This window comes from Shewanella japonica (genome assembly GCF_002075795.1).
Taxonomy (GTDB): domain Bacteria; phylum Pseudomonadota; class Gammaproteobacteria; order Enterobacterales; family Shewanellaceae; genus Shewanella; species Shewanella japonica.
In genome coordinates this window covers 352,930-369,615 of record NZ_CP020472.1, presented here as the reverse complement: position 1 = coordinate 369,615, position 16,686 = coordinate 352,930, and the positions used below count along the sequence as shown (strand labels likewise).

Genomic DNA, 16,686 nt, shown 5'->3' with positions numbered 1-16,686 from the left:
CATCATGGAAAATCGTGATCAAATCCTAGACATGTTGACGCAAATTTTAGTCGATGATTTTGAAATTGAAGCAGAAGATATCACCTTAGATGCTTCACTTTATGAAGCACTTGATTTAGACAGTATTGATGCTGTGGATTTAGTGATAAAGCTTCAACAAATGACCGGAAAGAAGATTCAACCAGAGCAATTTAAAACAGTGCGTACAGTTGAAGATGTCGTTAATGCGATTGAAGGTTTAATGAAAGATTAATGGTGCTAGTACTGCAAATTATCACCGCCATCGCACTTATTTGCTACCCGATAGCGGTGTATTTAGGTTTGCAGTTCTTACCACCAGGCACAATAGCATTACTGCTTTGTGCTGTATTAATTGCGCGACTTGCGCTGAGTAAGCAACAACTTAAGTCTATGGCACTGCCGCTACTGGTGGGCATTGGACTCACAGCGGCGAGCTTTATTGCTAAACGCAATGATTGGTTACTGTTCTACCCAGTGGTGATAAACCTCACGATGCTAGGGCTATTTAGTTACTCACTAAAACAAGGCCCAAGTATGATTGAACGTTTGGCCAGATTAAAAGAACCAGATTTACCTGATTCGGCCATTGGTTATTTAAATAATGTCACCCGTTTATGGTGTGGATTATTTATCATCAATGGCAGTTTCGCGCTCTACACTGCACAGTTTGCCTCGCTTGAATGGTGGACGCTTTATAATGGATTCATTGCCTATATCCTCATGGGTTTATTACTCGGTGGAGAATGGTTATATCGCAAATTTTGGTTGAAAAAACATGAATAACTTGCTGATAAACTGGCTACATAATGACCCTAAAACGCAACAATTAATTAGTTTCAATCATCATGACATTGTGACGGGTTCACTGTTTACAGCCCATGTTGCCCATCTATTTGAACAACTTAATGCCAGCCCAATCAAACGTTGGTTACTCGCAGCTGAAACCAGTGATTTATTTGCTGCTGGCATGTGTGCAGCCTTGCTTGCAGGTAAGCAAGTGGTTTTGCCCGCTAATATCCAAGGTGGCACGCTAACTGAGCTAAACCATGCCTTTGATGGGGTAATTTCAGATCAGCCTCTTAGTGAAGTTAAGCAATTTATCTTGCTTAAAAAAGAGCTCGGCCTTGCCAATAAATCTTGGCCTGAAACCAGCCAAATCGGCGAGTTAGTTTTATTCACATCAGGGAGTAGCGGCGAACCTAAAGCCATTGCAAAGTCGATTGAGCAACTGGATGCTGAAGTCAGCATTTTAGAACAAACCTTTGCATCTCGACTGCCACAGTGCAGCGTTATTTCTACCGTTTCACATCAACATATTTATGGTTTGTTATTCAAAATATTGTGGCCTTTAGCTGCAAGTCGTCCGTTTTTAAGTGATCTCGTTGAATACCCTGAAACCTTAAGTTACTACATCGCCTTAATGCCGAACTTATGCTTGATAAGTAGCCCTGCCCAATTATCACGCTTGCCAGAAGCTTTAGAGTTTGAACAACAACAGTTAGCACCAAGTCTGATTTTCAGTTCAGGTGGCCCTTTGTTATACGATGCCTCTCAGCACATTCATACCTGCTATGGTCAGTTCCCTATAGAGGTCTTTGGCAGCACAGAAACTGGCGGTATTGCCTATCGACGTCAAATGGAGCCAAACAGAACTTGGCTTCCTTTCAGCTGCGTTGAGATATGTGAGAATGATGAAGATGGCGCATTGATGCTCAAGTCACCTTATTTACCTGCCAGTAATGAATGGATGAAGTGTGATGACAAGATTGAATTAGCTGAAGATGGCCGTTTTACCTTGTTACACCGACTCGACCGCATCGTAAAGGTGGAAGAAAAACGTTTATCTCTAGCGCAAATGGAAGGCTTGCTCTGCACTCATCCGTTTGTGAAAGAAGCTGCAGTGATTCAGCTAACCGAGCCAAGAATCATGCTAGGTGCGGCAATTTGCTTATCTGAAGAAGGATTAGAGCAGCTTGATGATGCCGGTAAACTAAGTGTCAATAATCACCTTAAAAAGCATCTATTAAGTCAGTTCGAACGAGTCACGTTACCACGCCGCTGGCGCTATCCTGATACATTACCGCTTAACGCACAGGGTAAGCGTGTACAAACCGATCTATTAGCAGTATTCAATGATGATTAAATCAGCGTTACCCGAAATATTAGCGCAACACAGCAATGAAGATGAGAGCTGTTGGCGGATCTTTGTGTCTGCCGAGTTAGATTATTTTAAAGGCCACTTTGAAGAACAAGCCGTATTACCTGGCGTCACCCAACTTGATTGGGCAATTCAGCTTGGCTGCCAAGCATTTGGTTACGAGCCTACCGTTGCCACGCTAGAAGTGCTTAAGTTTCAACAATTAATGTTACCTGATACTGAAGTTGAGCTATTCATTAGCCATAATGCCGCCAAGTCAAAATTAACCTTTAGTTATCGTGATGGTGACAAACGGTTTGCTTCAGGCCGCATCGCATTAGCTTTGGCCTCTGCAACATGCAATAAGGATAGCCAATCATGAAACTGGCTCTGATTATTCCCAATTATAATCACCAACAAGCCATTGCTGACACATTAATCGCTTTAGCACCTTTAGGCTTACCTTGTTATTTAGTTAACGATGGTAGTAATGATGAAACGCGTTATTTATTGCAATCATTAGCAGATAAGTATGATTGGGTAACCTTACTAACGCATCCCTTTAATCGAGGTAAAGGCGCAGCAGTTACCACAGGTCTGCGGGCAGCTTATGCAGATGGCTATAGCCATGCTTTGCAAATTGATGCCGACGGTCAGCACTGTCTAGATGATATTCCAGCCATGATTGAAGCCGCATCAGAACAGCCTCTTGCGTTGATTTCAGGCAAACCCGAATATGATGAGTCAGTTCCTAAAGGGCGTTTATATGGCCGTTATATCACCCATTTTTGGGTATGGGTTGAAACCCTGAGTTTTGATATTCAAGACTCAATGTGCGGTTTTAGGGTTTACCCTCTTGCTGCTACAGAGCAGCTATTTAAACAGCAAGCGTTAGGCGAACGCATGGACTTTGATATTGAAATCATGGTCAAGCTGCACTGGCAAGGTGTACCAATCAAGCATATTTCTACCAAGGTGATTTACCCTGAAGATGGCATTAGTCACTTTCAAGGTATTAAAGATAATGTTCGCATTTCAGCAATGCATACCGGCTTATTTTTCGGGATGCTAAAACGTTTGCCGCAAATTCTGTCAAAAAAAAACGCTAATAAGCACTGGTCAGCTATGGGTGAGCGTGGCAGTTATTGGGGAATTAAGCTCATTGCTGACAGCTATCGTTTAGGCGGTCATTGGCTTTGTAGGGCAATCATGTACCCTGTGATTTGCTACTTCTTCCTTACTGGCGTAACCGCAAGAAACGCCTCCATGGACTTTTTACGTCGAGTTAAGCGTAAACATCCGCAGCATGAACAATTATCTGATCCTGTTACTTGGCGAGACAGCCTGAAGCACTTTTTTGCTTTTGGAAATGCGGCGCTGGATAGAATCGATGCATGGTGCGATCGTATTAAACTGGCACAGGTAGACTTTCCTGACAGACACGTTTTAGCTGACCAAGTGGCATCTGGCCAAGGTGCTGTATTATTGGTGTCTCACTTAGGTAACCTTGAACTTTGCCGTGCGATCTCTATCCACCAGCAACAAGTCAAAGTCAATGTGATGGTGCTGACCAGTCATGCAGAAAACTTTAATAACGTGCTAAAACAATTAAACCCAAATAGTGGTTTAAATCTGATTCAAGTCAATGAATTGGGACCAAGCACGGCGATGCTATTACAAGATAAAATTGCCGCTGGAGAATTAGTCGTTATCGCAGCAGACCGCACCTCATCTGATACTGCAGGTCGCGTTTTTTATAACGACTTTATTGATCAACAAGCCGCATTCCCACAAGGCCCCTTTATTCTAGCTGGGCTACTTGATTGTCCGGTTTACACTATGTTTTGTTTACAAGAGCATGGTCGTTATCGTGTCCATGTCGAACACTTGTCAGACAGTTTAAAAGGGCCTCGTAAAGGACGAACAGAGCGATTAGCTGACGCGGCGACAGAATATAGCCGCCGACTTGAGCACTTTGCGACACAACAACCATTGCAATGGTTTAATTTTTACGATTTTTGGCGCCGTGATGAAGACTCCCAAAGAGATTCAGGCCCCACAGAAGTGACACCTTCGACTGAGCTGTCGTCGCCCTCACATTCAAGCAATCCCAATTTCAAGCAGGAACAGTAATACCATGAGCCAATCAACCACTTCTTCAGCTGCAACTTTGGCAACGGTCACTTTCGGTCAGCAATCTATTAGCTTAGAGCAAGTTGTCAGTGTCGCAAAAGGCGCACCAGTAAAGCTAAATGATAGCCAGCAATACCAAGAGAACATTCAAAAAGGCGCACGCTTTATTGATAGTCTCTTACATGAAGAAGGTGTGGTTTACGGGGTAACAACCGGTTATGGCGACTCATGTACCGTGACAGTCGGATTAGATTTAGTCCACGAGCTACCGCTGCATTTATCACGTTTTCACGGCTGTGGTTTAGGAGATATATTCTCGCCAATGCAGTCGCGTGCCATTATGGCTTGTCGTCTCAATTCCTTGGCTGTTGGTAAATCAGGTGTCACTTACGAGTTATTACAGCGTATTGAGCTACTACTGAATTTAGACATTTGCCCTGTAATACCAGAAGAAGGATCGGTAGGTGCAAGTGGTGATTTAACCCCGTTATCTTATTTAGCAGCCGTTTTAGTCGGTGAGCGAGAAGTGACATATCAAGGTCAACGTCGCGCTACAAAAGACGTATACGCTGAGCTAAATATTGTGCCATTAACCCTTCGACCAAAAGAAGGCTTAGCCTTAATGAATGGCACTGCGGTTATGACGGCTTTAGCTTGTTTAGCGTATGACCGAGCTCAGTACTTGGCACGATTATCAAGTCGTATCACTGCCATGGCATCATTAACGCTCAAAGGAAACTCGAACCACTTTGATGATATTTTATTTGATGCTAAGCCTCACCCAGGCCAAAACCAAATTGCCACCTGGATTCGTGAAGATTTAAATCACCATACCCATCCAAGAAACTCTGACAGACTGCAAGATCGCTACTCGATTCGCTGCGCTCCACATATTATTGGCGTACTGCAAGATGCATTACCTTTTATGCGTCAGTTTATTGAAACTGAATTAAACAGTGCTAATGACAACCCGATTGTCGATGGTGAAGGTGAGCATATTCTTCACGGTGGTCATTTCTATGGTGGCCACATCGCCTTTGTCATGGATTCAATGAAAAACACTGTGGCTAACTTAGCTGATCTAATTGACCGTCAAATGGCCTTAGTCATGGATCCTAAATTCAACAATGGGTTACCTGCTAATTTATCTGCAGCAACTGGCGCACGACAATCCATTAACCATGGCTTTAAAGCGGTACAAATTGGCGTATCCGCTTGGACTGCAGAGGCACTTAAAAATACAATGCCAGCCAGTGTTTTTTCACGCTCAACAGAATGCCACAACCAAGACAAAGTCAGTATGGGCACCATTGCAGCTCGAGACTGTATGCGAGTATTACAGTTGACTGAACAAGTCGCAGCTGCTGCACTGCTCGCGATGACTCAAGGTATTCACCTGCGAATTGCTCAACAAGAGTTGGCAGAAGAATCATTAACCCCTTCTTTGGCGAAAACCGTTCAGCAAGTCAGTGCAGACTTTGAGTTATTAACCGAAGATCGCCCACTTGAAGCCGTTTTACGTCAAACTGTTAGCAAGATTCAGCTTGGTGAGTGGGAGGTCTGTTAACAATGAAAGCCATTTTTAGCACTGAATTAGAAATGATAGTGCCTTTTCATGATGTCGACTCTATGGGCATCACTTGGCATGGTAACTACTTACGCTATTTCGAGGTTGCCCGTTGTAAGTTACTTGACGAACTTGGCTATAACTATCGTCAAATGATGAATTCAGGCTATGCTTGGCCGATTGTTGATACCCAGCTTAAATATGTAAAAAGTAGCACCTTTGATCAAAAGCTCATTGTCCATGCCGCAATTGTTGAATGGGAAAATCGATTACGGATTAATTATCAAATTAAAGATGCTGACACCCAGCAACGCATCACCAAAGGCTATACCATTCAGGCTGCCGTTGAGATTAACACTGAAGAGTTGTGCTTCGTTACTCCGGATATATTTCGCGCGAGAATCCTGCCATTACTGGACGAATCAAGCCTCACTGATGAGCTCATTCAGGAACGTGAGCGATTATCATCACTGAAGGTGAGTGCGTCATGAAGTCCCTAGGCCGTTTTTACTGTGTACTCGTATTTTTCCTGCTAGTAGGTCAAACTTACGCATATGGCAATGGCGCAGACAAGACGAATGGCTTTGAGCTTAAGCAAGCTCAAACAAGTGAGCAAAGTGTCGGCAACACCACTCAGACAACCCTACCCGCTAATACAGTACCTAAAAAAATACAGCCAACAGCACTCAGCGCAGCGCAAGTTGTCACTCTCTTTAATACGACCGCCTCCAACGAGCAGTTAACCCATCTTGCGAGCCAACTACAACTCGGGACGCAAGCCAAGGGGCTGTTTCAACAAACTCGCCATTTAGCGGTGTTAAAACGTCCACTAAAAAGTGCTGGTCAGTTTATGTTTAGCCAAGACATTGGCTTACTATGGCAACAGCAAACCCCTTTTAAAAGCACCTTGTTATTGAAGCAAAATACCCTGTTTCAACAAGACAGCTTTGGCAATATTCAACAAACAACAGCAAACCAAACCAGTTCAGCCATGGCAGAGCAACTACCGCAATTAATGCAAGGTCTTCTCACGGGGGATGTTGATGCGTTAGCTAAAGATTTTCATCTATACATGGCTCCCAATATTGACCAACACAACCCATATTGGCAGCTGGGGTTAGTGGCCAAAGACCCGCTAATTGCTAAAGCCATCGGGGCTATGGTGCTCGAAGGACAGCAGCAAATACATCGTCTTACCATGCTATCTGAAAAGCCAACCATCGCCGAAAAAGACCAATTGAGCGGAGATAAAACCGTTATCGAGTTTGCGCATGTCAGCCCAACCCTTAGCAAAATGGATTTACAACAATTTGACCTTAAACCCACACCATCAGTGACAGAGGGTCAATAATGTCACGCCTTTCCAGCTGGTTTAACTCACCGCAACACGCATTATCACGATTTATCGTTTGGTGTTTACTCATCATAGTCGTCAGTGGATATGGGATAAATTTATGGCAAGCCGGTGCGACGATTCAAAGTAATATTTTGGCGATGCTGCCTAAAATATCAGAAGCGCCACTGACCCAAACGGCATTAAACCGTGTCGAAAAACGCTTAGCCGATCAAGTTTATATCGGCCTGATTGCCGATAACAAAGCTGAAGCGGTTAATGCGGCAACCCTGCTGATTAACCAGCTAAAACAAGAGCCAAGCGTCTTTACTGATGTTCGTAGTGGCGACAGTCATACCATGCAAGCCTTGAGCAAATACTACTTCTCAAAGCGGTTTATGTTACTGACAGAAAAACAACGTTCGACACTTGGCATCACAGCACAAGGCTCGCCCTTATTAACGTCGAGCACACCCAAGCCCTTGCCTCCTCAATGGCAAGGATTGCTCACTGCCGCGCAGCAACAGCTATATAGCAGTTTTGGTTTTGCCAGTAGCGCATTGTTAACGCAAGATCCACTACTGCTTTTTCCTGATAATTTACTAGCACTCGCGCCAATCAACTCGCTTTCCACTGAACAAGGAATACTGCTTGGTTCTAGCCAATCTCAACCCGTTGCTATTGTGATTGCCAAAGGAGTACAAAGCGCTTTTAGTCCTCAAGGGCAAGCAGATCAAAGCCGAGTGCTAACCGACAGCTTAGCGGAGATAAGCCGTCAATATCCTCAGATAGACACGATCCAGGCTGGCACCTTATTTCATGCCCAAGCAGCAACTGATACTGCCAAATTTGAGATTTCGACCATTGGCAGCATCTCCCTAATTGGCGTGATGCTGTTAGTATGGTTCGCTTTTAGAAGTGTTATGCCACTGTCACTAGCCGCTGTGACACTTTCTAGCGGCTTTTTATTTGCCACAGTGGCCACACTCGCCCTATTTGGTGAAATGCACTTACTGACGCTGGTATTCGGTACTAGCTTAATTGGTGTGGCAATCGACTATAGCTTCCATTTTTACTGTGAAAAAATGGCGTTAAAAAACCAATCGGCCACTCAAGTCATTCAACGAATATTGCCAGCATTAACACTGGCATTAGTGACCAGCAGCATCGCATTTATCGCGATTGGTTTAACCCCTTTTCCCGGCATGCAGCAAGTCGCAATCTTTTGCGCCGCAGGCCTGTTTGGTGCTTATTTAACCCTAGTGTTTGCCTATCCTTTATTAGCCAATCATCGCTTACCTAGCGCGACTAAGGCATTATCATGGGCAAGTCGTTACCTAAATTGGTTAAATACAATCATCATCAGCCCCACTGATCGCAAGCTATCCAAAACAGCGATTGTGATGATGGTTGGCATACCTCTATTTATCGGCTTAGGTTTTACCCAACTCAGTAGCGATGATGATATTCGTAACTTACAGCAAAGCCCTGATCGCATTGTCCAAGCCGAAAACCAGCTGAGGCAAATACTGAGTGGTGGCACTGACAATCAGTTTATTCTCGCCAGCGCTGATAGCGAACAAGGTTTATTATCTCAGCTTGAACAGACTCAATCACTATTATCCCAAGCAGTAGAGGCAAACGAGATACAAAGCTTTGTTAGCCTAAGCTCCTATTTACCTAGCAAGTTGCAACAGCAGCAAAACTATCAAGCATATCAGGCACTCTACCTGCAGCACTTAGATGACATTACTGCAGGACTTGGAATCGATGAATCCATTAAACCAGCGCTGCTCAAGCAACTTGAGCAAGCAAGCAGCCAATTCATCGAACCAAACGCAGTGCTTAACATTGCAGGTGATGATTTAGCGGCATTATGGTTAGCACCATCAGAACACTCTCAAAGCCAGCAATATGGCAGTATTATCTTACTCGGCGGGATTAATGATTTAACAGCGTTAACACAACGAGTTAATGACAGCCAATTATCTATTACTGTAGTAGATAAAGTCGGTGAAATTTCTCAATTAATGAGCCAGTTTCGGTTCATTACATTGCAATTGTTGGCCCTGGTTTGCGCCATCGCTATTGTTATCTTTAGTGTAAGATTTGGTCTTAAATTGGCGGCAGCGATTGTGCTGGTTCCAGTCAGTTCCATTCTACTGACCTTAGCCAGTTTGGGAATTGTCGGTTCGCCATTAAGTTTGTTCCACGCGTTGGCATTAATTTTAGTGCTCGGTATTGGAATTGATTACAGTTTATTTTTTGCTTCGGTAAAACAGCATAAGAAGGCAGGGGCTAATGGAGTGATGATGGCAGTCTTTATGTCGGCTTGCTCAACATTGCTCGCTTTTGGATTGTTAGCACTCAGTCAAACCAATGCGATACATTATTTTGGCTTAACATTGTTGTTTGGGATCGGGTTTACCTTTTTACTCGCACCACTTATCAGTTTCATAACAAGAGAAGTTACCCAATATGGAAAGTAACCCATTCGGCACTAGCATGGATGAAAACAGTGCAAACTTACCTCAACATCTGCACGTCGATGTAGTGATTATAGGCGCAGGCCCTTCTGGCGCAGTAGCGGCTAGCTTATTACACCAGCAAGGCAAATGCGTATTGGTTGTAGAAAAGCAGCACTTCCCTCGATTCTCTATTGGAGAAAGTTTATTACCTTGCTGCATGCAATTTATTGAACAAGCCGGCATGTTGCCAGCGGTTGAAGCGGCGGGATTTCAATTTAAAAATGGCGCAGCATTTCGCCGAAATAATCAGTACACGACTTTTAATTTTACTGAAAAATTTACTCCTGGTCCTGGCACCACCTTTCAGGTACAACGAGGCCAGTTTGATAAGATATTGGCAGATACAGCGGTATCGCAAGGGGTAGAGATTCGCTATGGCCATAGTGTTAATGCTATCGACTTAGGCGAAAACCAACATGCCTCACCAGTGCTAACGGTGACTGATGAGCAAGCAAACAGTTATCAAATTACGGCACAATATGTACTTGATGCCAGCGGTTTTGGTCGAGTGCTTCCAAGGTTATTAGATCTTGAGCAAGCATCTAGCCTGCCTTCACGCAGTGCAATATTCACTCATATTGACGATAATATTACTGATGCAAATTTTGACAGAGAAAAAATTCTCATCAGCGTCCATCCGACACAAAAAGATATTTGGTATTGGCTTATTCCGTTCAGTAATGGCCGCTGCTCAATTGGGGTGGTCGCAGAGCCTCACTTAATTGAACATCACCAAGGTGATTTAGAGCAGCAATTATGGCAACTGATTAACGAAGAGCCTGGTTTAAAAGCGTTATTAAGCCAAGCTAAGGTCGTGCAAGAATGTGCGACGTTAAAAGGTTATTCAGCCAATGTGTCAACGTTAGCCACGCCTCAATTTGCACTATTAGGTAATGCTGGTGAGTTTTTAGATCCGGTATTTTCATCCGGTGTCACCATTGCCATGCAGTCAGCACAAATGGCTGCAACGACATTAGTGAAGCAGCTCGATGGCGAACAAGTTGATTGGGAGCAAGATTATGCCAAGCCCTTAATGCTTGGCGTAAATACCTTTAGAACTTATGTTCAAGCTTGGTATGACGGACGCTTCCAAGATGTGATTTTTTACGACGATCCTAATCAAACCATTAAACAAATGATTTGTTCCATCCTCGCAGGTTACGCTTGGGATACGAACAACCCTTTTGTTAAAGATTCTGAGCGCCGACTCAATATGATTGTTGATTTGTGCCGTGAACAAACTATAGCGAGTTAATCATGCGTCAATTAATGCCAGCCATAGGAATACTACTCGTCATGTTAACCACAGGCTGTAGCCACCAGCTACAGCGACAAACTTGCGTAAAGCTGACGCCAGAAGTGAATTATTGCTTGGCACCTTTGTTACAAAGCAGCTCCAATAGCGAGCAAGCGTTAAGTCAGAAGATTAGCTTTACCCATGGTGAAAAGCATCACGAACTACTCACAGAACTTGCATTAGACACCTCAGATATGACCTTAGTCGGCCTTGCTCCAATTGGACAGCCATTATTTACGGTCACCTATAACGGCGGTGAAGTGTTAAGCCAACAGAACGTGTTAATGGGTGAAGATTTTAAAGCTGAGTATTTAATGGCAATTATGCAGCTGATATATTGGCCTCATGAGCAGGTCAATGGCTATTTTAATCAAGGTGAAATGATTGACTTTGATTGCCAACAACCACGATGCAGTGCGTTAATGGTGAATGAAAAACACGCGATTACAATTGATTACTCCGATGATAACCCTTGGAAATCCAATGTGAGCTTACATTTTCCAGCCGCGAATATCACCCTAGTGATTACGCCATTGCTATAATGCAAAAATGTTGAGCCAGCAAAGTGCTATCTGGCTTTTCTAACATCACTGAATTTGAGATGAAACATTAACTATGAGCTGTGCCATAGCAATTACACAAATCGGGCTTTGTACGCCACTAGGCAATAGCAGTGAAGACGTGCTGCAAAACTTGCTATCAGCAAGCACTGACGCCATGGTGCTGCGTGATGACTTGCTGTTTAATGCAAGCACACGAGTCGGCGCCATTAATAATGCTAACCTTTTGGACATTCCTGCTGAATTGACGCAATTTGATTGTCGTAATAATCAATTGCTTTACACAGCCGCAGCCTCAATAACAGCCGATATCGAGCACGCTAAAAAGCAATACGGTGCAGATAGAGTGGCAGTGGTGCTAGGCACCAGCACATCAGGCATCTCGAAAGGCGAGGCAGCCCTAGCCTATCATCAACAACATGGTGAATTTCCACCTAGCTATCATTATGCCCAACAAGAGCTTGGCAGCACGAGCGACTTTTTGCGTCAGCTATATCAATTAAGCGGCCCTTGTTACACAGTTTCTACGGCATGTTCATCGAGTGCCAAAGTATTCGCTAGTGCTAAGAGATTACTTTTAGCTGACTTATGTGACGTTGTTATTGTTGGCGGTGTGGATAGTTTATGTCAATTAACGTTAAACGGCTTCAATGCCTTAGAGTCAGTGTCTAAAGGCTTATGTAATCCCTTTAGCCAACACCGTGATGGAATTAATATAGGTGAAGGTGCCGCCTTATTTGTGCTGAAAAAAGCTCAGGAGGATGCGCAATCACGCTCGAAATCTCAGGTCTATTTAGCGGGCATTGGCGAGTCATCAGACGCTCACCATATTTCAGCGCCCCACCCTCAAGGCTTAGGTGCAATTAGCGCAATGCAGGCAGCACTTGCCGATGCCAGTATCACTTCTGCACAAATTTCTTACGTTAACTTGCATGGTACAGCAACGCCTAAAAATGATGCGATGGAATCCTTAGCCATGCAGCAAGTTTTTAATTCAAGCAATAACAACGAAGCGGCAAGCATCCCTTTATGTAGCTCGACAAAACCCTTAGTTGGCCATTGTTTGGGCGCTGCTGGCGCCATTGAGGCGGCTTTTTGTTACTTATTGCTCAGTGACGCTAATCAGCAGCAACAATTACCGCCGCACGTATGGGATCAGCAACAAGACATGAATAACCCGATATTGCCATTCGTTACTCCAGGACAATCAGCCGAGCTCACATTCATCATGAGTAACTCGTTTGCCTTTGGCGGCAGTAATGCCAGTGTTATTTTTGCAAAAGCGGAGCATTAAAATGACTGAGCAACAGACCAAGCAAATCGCTCCTGAAACATTGCTATCGCAAGATATATCAGCCTTTGTGCCTCATAAAGCACCGATGATATTAGTGACACGCATTATTAAACATCAACCTGATAGCCTCACCACTGAAGTTGAGATCACTGAGCAAAGCGCTTATTTCAGTCAACAATTGAATGGCGTCCCTAACTATGTTGGTATCGAATACATGGCGCAAAGTATTGCCGCATTAGCAGGCGTGGAAGCGCACCTTATTGAAGATAAAATTCGAGTCGGCTTTTTATTGGGCACCCGTAAACTGAGCATGATGCAGCCAACGTATCTGCTCAATAACACATATCAAGTTGATGTGACTCGTTTATATCAAGAAGCATCAGGACTTGCGGTGTTCGATTGTCAAATTACTCTTGATAATGAAATCATTGCCTCAGCCAATGTTAATGTATTTCAGCCTCAAGATACCCAAGCTTATATCAATGAAACCTTATCGACTTAGGCTCGATATCAGTGACGAGCGTACTATGAACACAACGATTAATGTAAACCTGCAGTCCCTACGGAGAAACAATGACAACAACAAATAGAGTCCTAGTGACAGGTTCAAGTCGTGGTATAGGTAAAGCCATCGCGCTCAAACTTGCAGCGCAAGACTTTAATATTGCCATCCATTTTCACAGTAACACTGCAGCGGCACAGCAAACTCAATCAGAAATCCAAGCCTTGGGTGTCGAAGCCAGTTTAATTCAATTTGATGTAGCAGACCGACAGGCTGCGAAGCTGCAAATTGAAGCTGATATTGAACAACATGGCGCTTATTACGGCGTGATTTTAAATGCAGGTATCACCAAAGATACTGCTTTCCCGGCAATGACAGAAGATGAATGGGACAGTGTTATTCACACCAACTTGGATGGATTTTATAATGTCATTCAGCCAACCATTATGCCAATGATCCAAGCTCGTAAAGGCGGTAGAATCATCACTATGGCATCAGTTTCTGGCATCGCTGGTAATCGAGGTCAAGTGAATTACAGCGCATCAAAAGCTGGACTTATCGGAGCGACAAAAGCACTGTCTTTGGAGCTTGCCAAACGCAAAATTACCGTCAACTGTATCGCACCAGGGTTAATTGAAACCGACATGGTTAGCGACTTCCCTAAGGACATGGTTAATCAAATCGTACCGATGCGCCGTATGGGTAAAGTGAATGAAATCGCCGGGCTCGCCAATTTCTTAATGTCTGAAGATGCAGCCTACATTACTCGCCAAGTGATTTCGGTCAATGGAGGCATGATATGAGCCATAGAGTTGTTATCACAGGTATTGGCGGTATTTCAGCATTGGGCCAAGACTGGCCAACTATCGCTAAACGGCTACAAGATAAATACAACTGTGTGGTCACGATGACTGAGTGGGATAAATACCCTAATCTCAATACTCGTCTTGCCGCGCCAATAACCGATTTCGAGCAACCCAAGCATTACTCTCGGAAAAAAACCCGTTCCATGGGACGTGTCTCAATCATGGCAACGCGTGCCAGTGAAATTGCATTAGAAGATGCAGGCTTACTCGACGATCCGATTGTGTCATCAGGAGATATGGGCATCGCTTACGGCTCATCAACTGGCAGTACAGACCCCATTATTGGTTTTGGCGACATGCTGAAACATGGCGATATGTCCGGCATCAATGCCACTAGTTATATTCGTATGATGGCCCATACTACCGCAGTCAATGTCGGCGTATTTTTCGGCCTAAAAGGCCGAGTGCATACCACAAGTAGCGCTTGCACTTCAGGAAGCCAAGCAATTGGCTACGCCTATGAAGCCATTAAGTTTGGACTGCAAAAACTGATGCTTGCAGGTGGCGGTGAAGAACTTTGCCCAACAGAAGCTGTAGTATTTGATACTTTATTTGCCACCAGCACGAAAAATGACTCACCAACAACGACACCAAGACCATTTGATCGTCAGCGCGACGGTTTAGTTATTGGAGAAGGCGCTTGCACCTTAGTGCTTGAGCAGCTTGAACACGCTGAAGCCCGTGGCGCTAAAATTTACGCGGAGCTCGTTGGGTTTGGCACTAATTCAGACGGGTTGCATATCACTCAACCCAATGCAGAAACAATGGAAGTGGCGATTCGATTGGCTATAAAGGATGCAGCAATCGCACCTGAGCAAGTGGGTTATATCAATGCCCATGGCACTGCAACTGATCGAGGCGATATTGCAGAATCACAAGCAACTTACGCAGTATTTGGTTCACACACCCCGATATCATCATTGAAAAGCTATACAGGGCACACCTTAGGTGCATGCGGCGCACTCGAAGCTTGGGTCAGTATAGAAATGATGAATGCAAATTGGTTTGCACCCAGCTTAAACCTTGATGAAGTTGACCCTGAGTGTGCACCATTAGATTACATTCAAGGCGAAATTCGCTCTATCAGCACTGACTATGTCATGAGTAACAACTTCGCCTTTGGCGGGATTAATACTTCGCTTATTTTTAAACGTTGGCAGGGATAAGACGCTTACCTAACGTACATGTAATTGTTGTAAACATTGTAGGTAGGACGTCGGCTTTACTCTTAACCATTTTGAGTAAAGCCATTTCTCACCTTTTATGACAGGCATTCCTTGATGTAAAGATAAGGGTAAAGGCCCATAACTATTGTCGGTATTATTAAACACAACCAACCGTTTTTGTTTTGATCGCACCGATTTCGATAACCTTGGAAAGTGCGTGTCTCCCCCTTGCTCAACATCATTAAGGTAAATTAAAACGGTTTTGAATCGTTGACCGCCATCTTTTAAAGCTTGTTCGCTGCCTTTATCGTTTGGGTGAAAAAAATCATAATGTGGCTTATATTCTTCCCCAACCTCATATTTAAGAACATTACTTAACTCACCGTTTTCGATAGGGATGTTGAAGTAAGCAGCGATTTTCATCTCAATGTTAAGTAGCACCCAATCATTCGCAGTAGGCGCTAGTTGAGCCACAGAGCCCGTTCTAACATTACTCACAATATTTGAGCCACTCTCGCCATCAACAACCATAGAGCGCTTAAGCTCGCAAAGTGCGCAGTTTTTTAGCCACAAACACTCAAAGTCAGTTAAGAAGTCATCAACATAAAATAAGTTAATCTCAGGCGCTACCGATTCATACGTTAACTTAGAAAGGTCAGCCCTACGGATATCATTAAAGTCTAATAACGCTTCTTCATTGTCAGAAATTAAACCAAGTGACTCAGTTAACTGATTCACCTCTGAAATATGACGATTCTTCGTTAAAATCTGACTAGCTTTAGCAACAACGCCCTGTTGTAAATACAAATTTGCAGCAGCAATAATTGCCGCGTGATCGCCTTGTTTAAAGGCACTAAACAGATATGGTCGGAAGTCCACTCCCACCTCAGGGTGAAAATACAATATAAAAGCGGCTTTAAAATTAGCACCAGCAACCTTCCCTTTGCACAGTTCAAAAAGGTACTTTAAACCTATTTGTGGAGATTGCTTTAACAACAAGTCAGCCTTCATCAATAACGCTTCTTCGATAGCTAAATCAACCAAAGGTTGAAGCAACTCATCTGCCTTTGAAAAACGCTTATCTAGAATCAAAGCGTTTATCGTTTTTAATGCTTTTCTTGAATCTTCGCTTAAGGACATAAACTTCTTAATGATGTTAAACTGAACAATCAATACAGCTTAATGAAAAAACGATTAAGTACAACTTTGCAGACAAATAAAATTAGAAGAAATTAGAACCTTACTAAATAAATCAATGCGTTCACCATTAACTTCCAGTCAT

Annotated in this window: 16 protein-coding genes; 15 read left to right on the top strand and 1 reads right to left on the bottom strand. The window is 43.6% G+C overall.

The window, feature by feature from the left end; genetic code table 11:
• Nucleotides 1–4: 4 nt before the first annotated feature.
• The 15 genes from SJ2017_RS01660 to SJ2017_RS01590 all read left to right on the top strand — a co-directional run bounded on the left by SJ2017_RS01660 (nucleotide 5) and on the right by SJ2017_RS01590 (nucleotide 15,404).
• On the top strand, nucleotides 5–253 hold the full coding sequence (locus SJ2017_RS01660) for an acyl carrier protein (RefSeq protein ID WP_065110114.1): 249 nt from the start codon (nucleotides 5–7) through the stop codon (nucleotides 251–253).
• On the top strand, nucleotides 253–804 hold the full coding sequence (locus SJ2017_RS01655; protein WP_065110115.1) for a COG4648 family protein: 552 nt from the start codon (nucleotides 253–255) through the stop codon (nucleotides 802–804). Before SJ2017_RS01660 ends, SJ2017_RS01655 begins: the two co-directional genes overlap by 1 nt.
• The gene (locus tag SJ2017_RS01650; RefSeq protein ID WP_080914680.1) at nucleotides 797–2,164 is read left to right on the top strand and encodes an AMP-binding protein; all 1,368 of its coding nucleotides are present in this window, start codon (nucleotides 797–799) and stop codon (nucleotides 2,162–2,164) included. Before SJ2017_RS01655 ends, SJ2017_RS01650 begins: the two co-directional genes overlap by 8 nt.
• Nucleotides 2,157–2,540, top strand: a complete 384-nt coding sequence (locus tag SJ2017_RS01645) for an ApeI family dehydratase (protein ID WP_080917347.1) — start codon at nucleotides 2,157–2,159, stop codon at nucleotides 2,538–2,540. The genes SJ2017_RS01650 and SJ2017_RS01645 overlap by 8 nt, the downstream gene beginning before the upstream one ends.
• The gene (locus tag SJ2017_RS01640; protein WP_080914679.1) at nucleotides 2,537–4,291 is read left to right on the top strand and encodes a glycosyltransferase family 2 protein; all 1,755 of its coding nucleotides are present in this window, start codon (nucleotides 2,537–2,539) and stop codon (nucleotides 4,289–4,291) included. The genes SJ2017_RS01645 and SJ2017_RS01640 overlap by 4 nt, the downstream gene beginning before the upstream one ends.
• A 4-nt stretch (nucleotides 4,292–4,295) precedes the next feature.
• Nucleotides 4,296–5,858 carry an HAL/PAL/TAL family ammonia-lyase gene (locus SJ2017_RS01635; protein ID WP_080914678.1) on the top strand — a complete coding sequence of 521 codons (1,563 nt, stop codon included), beginning with the start codon at nucleotides 4,296–4,298 and terminating at the stop codon, nucleotides 5,856–5,858.
• A 2-nt stretch (nucleotides 5,859–5,860) separates the two neighbouring features.
• Entirely contained in the window at nucleotides 5,861–6,349 is a 489-nt protein-coding gene (locus SJ2017_RS01630) for an acyl-CoA thioesterase (RefSeq protein ID WP_055025264.1), read from the top strand.
• On the top strand, nucleotides 6,346–7,209 hold the full coding sequence (locus SJ2017_RS01625) for a LolA family protein (RefSeq protein WP_080914677.1): 864 nt from the start codon (nucleotides 6,346–6,348) through the stop codon (nucleotides 7,207–7,209). Before SJ2017_RS01630 ends, SJ2017_RS01625 begins: the two co-directional genes overlap by 4 nt.
• Nucleotides 7,209–9,680, top strand: coding sequence for an MMPL family transporter (locus tag SJ2017_RS01620; protein WP_156003106.1), 2,472 nt, complete (start codon nucleotides 7,209–7,211; stop codon nucleotides 9,678–9,680). Before SJ2017_RS01625 ends, SJ2017_RS01620 begins: the two co-directional genes overlap by 1 nt.
• Nucleotides 9,681–9,696: 16 nt before the next feature.
• Complete coding sequence (locus SJ2017_RS01615) at nucleotides 9,697–10,974, top strand: NAD(P)/FAD-dependent oxidoreductase (protein ID WP_080917345.1); 1,278 nt, start codon at nucleotides 9,697–9,699, stop codon at nucleotides 10,972–10,974.
• Between the two features lie 2 nt (nucleotides 10,975–10,976).
• Entirely contained in the window at nucleotides 10,977–11,558 is a 582-nt protein-coding gene (locus tag SJ2017_RS01610) for a DUF3261 domain-containing protein (RefSeq protein WP_080914675.1), read from the top strand.
• A gap of 73 nt (nucleotides 11,559–11,631) precedes the next feature.
• Entirely contained in the window at nucleotides 11,632–12,870 is a 1,239-nt protein-coding gene (locus tag SJ2017_RS01605; protein ID WP_080914674.1) for a beta-ketoacyl-[acyl-carrier-protein] synthase family protein, read from the top strand.
• A gap of 1 nt (nucleotide 12,871) precedes the next feature.
• On the top strand, nucleotides 12,872–13,372 hold the full coding sequence (locus SJ2017_RS01600) for a hotdog family protein (protein ID WP_080914673.1): 501 nt from the start codon (nucleotides 12,872–12,874) through the stop codon (nucleotides 13,370–13,372).
• A gap of 71 nt (nucleotides 13,373–13,443) precedes the next feature.
• A complete protein-coding gene (locus tag SJ2017_RS01595; protein WP_080914672.1) occupies nucleotides 13,444–14,175 on the top strand; it encodes a 3-ketoacyl-ACP reductase FabG2 in 732 nt (243 codons plus the stop codon).
• Nucleotides 14,172–15,404, top strand: coding sequence for a beta-ketoacyl-ACP synthase (locus SJ2017_RS01590; RefSeq protein ID WP_080914671.1), 1,233 nt, complete (start codon nucleotides 14,172–14,174; stop codon nucleotides 15,402–15,404). The genes SJ2017_RS01595 and SJ2017_RS01590 overlap by 4 nt, the downstream gene beginning before the upstream one ends.
• Nucleotides 15,405–15,413: 9 nt before the next feature.
• Here the strand turns inward: SJ2017_RS01590 and SJ2017_RS01585 are convergent, their stop codons facing one another.
• Nucleotides 15,414–16,544, bottom strand: a complete 1,131-nt coding sequence (locus SJ2017_RS01585; protein WP_080914670.1) for a 2OG-Fe(II) oxygenase — start codon at nucleotides 16,542–16,544, stop codon at nucleotides 15,414–15,416.
• Between the last annotated feature and the right edge of the window lie 142 nt (nucleotides 16,545–16,686).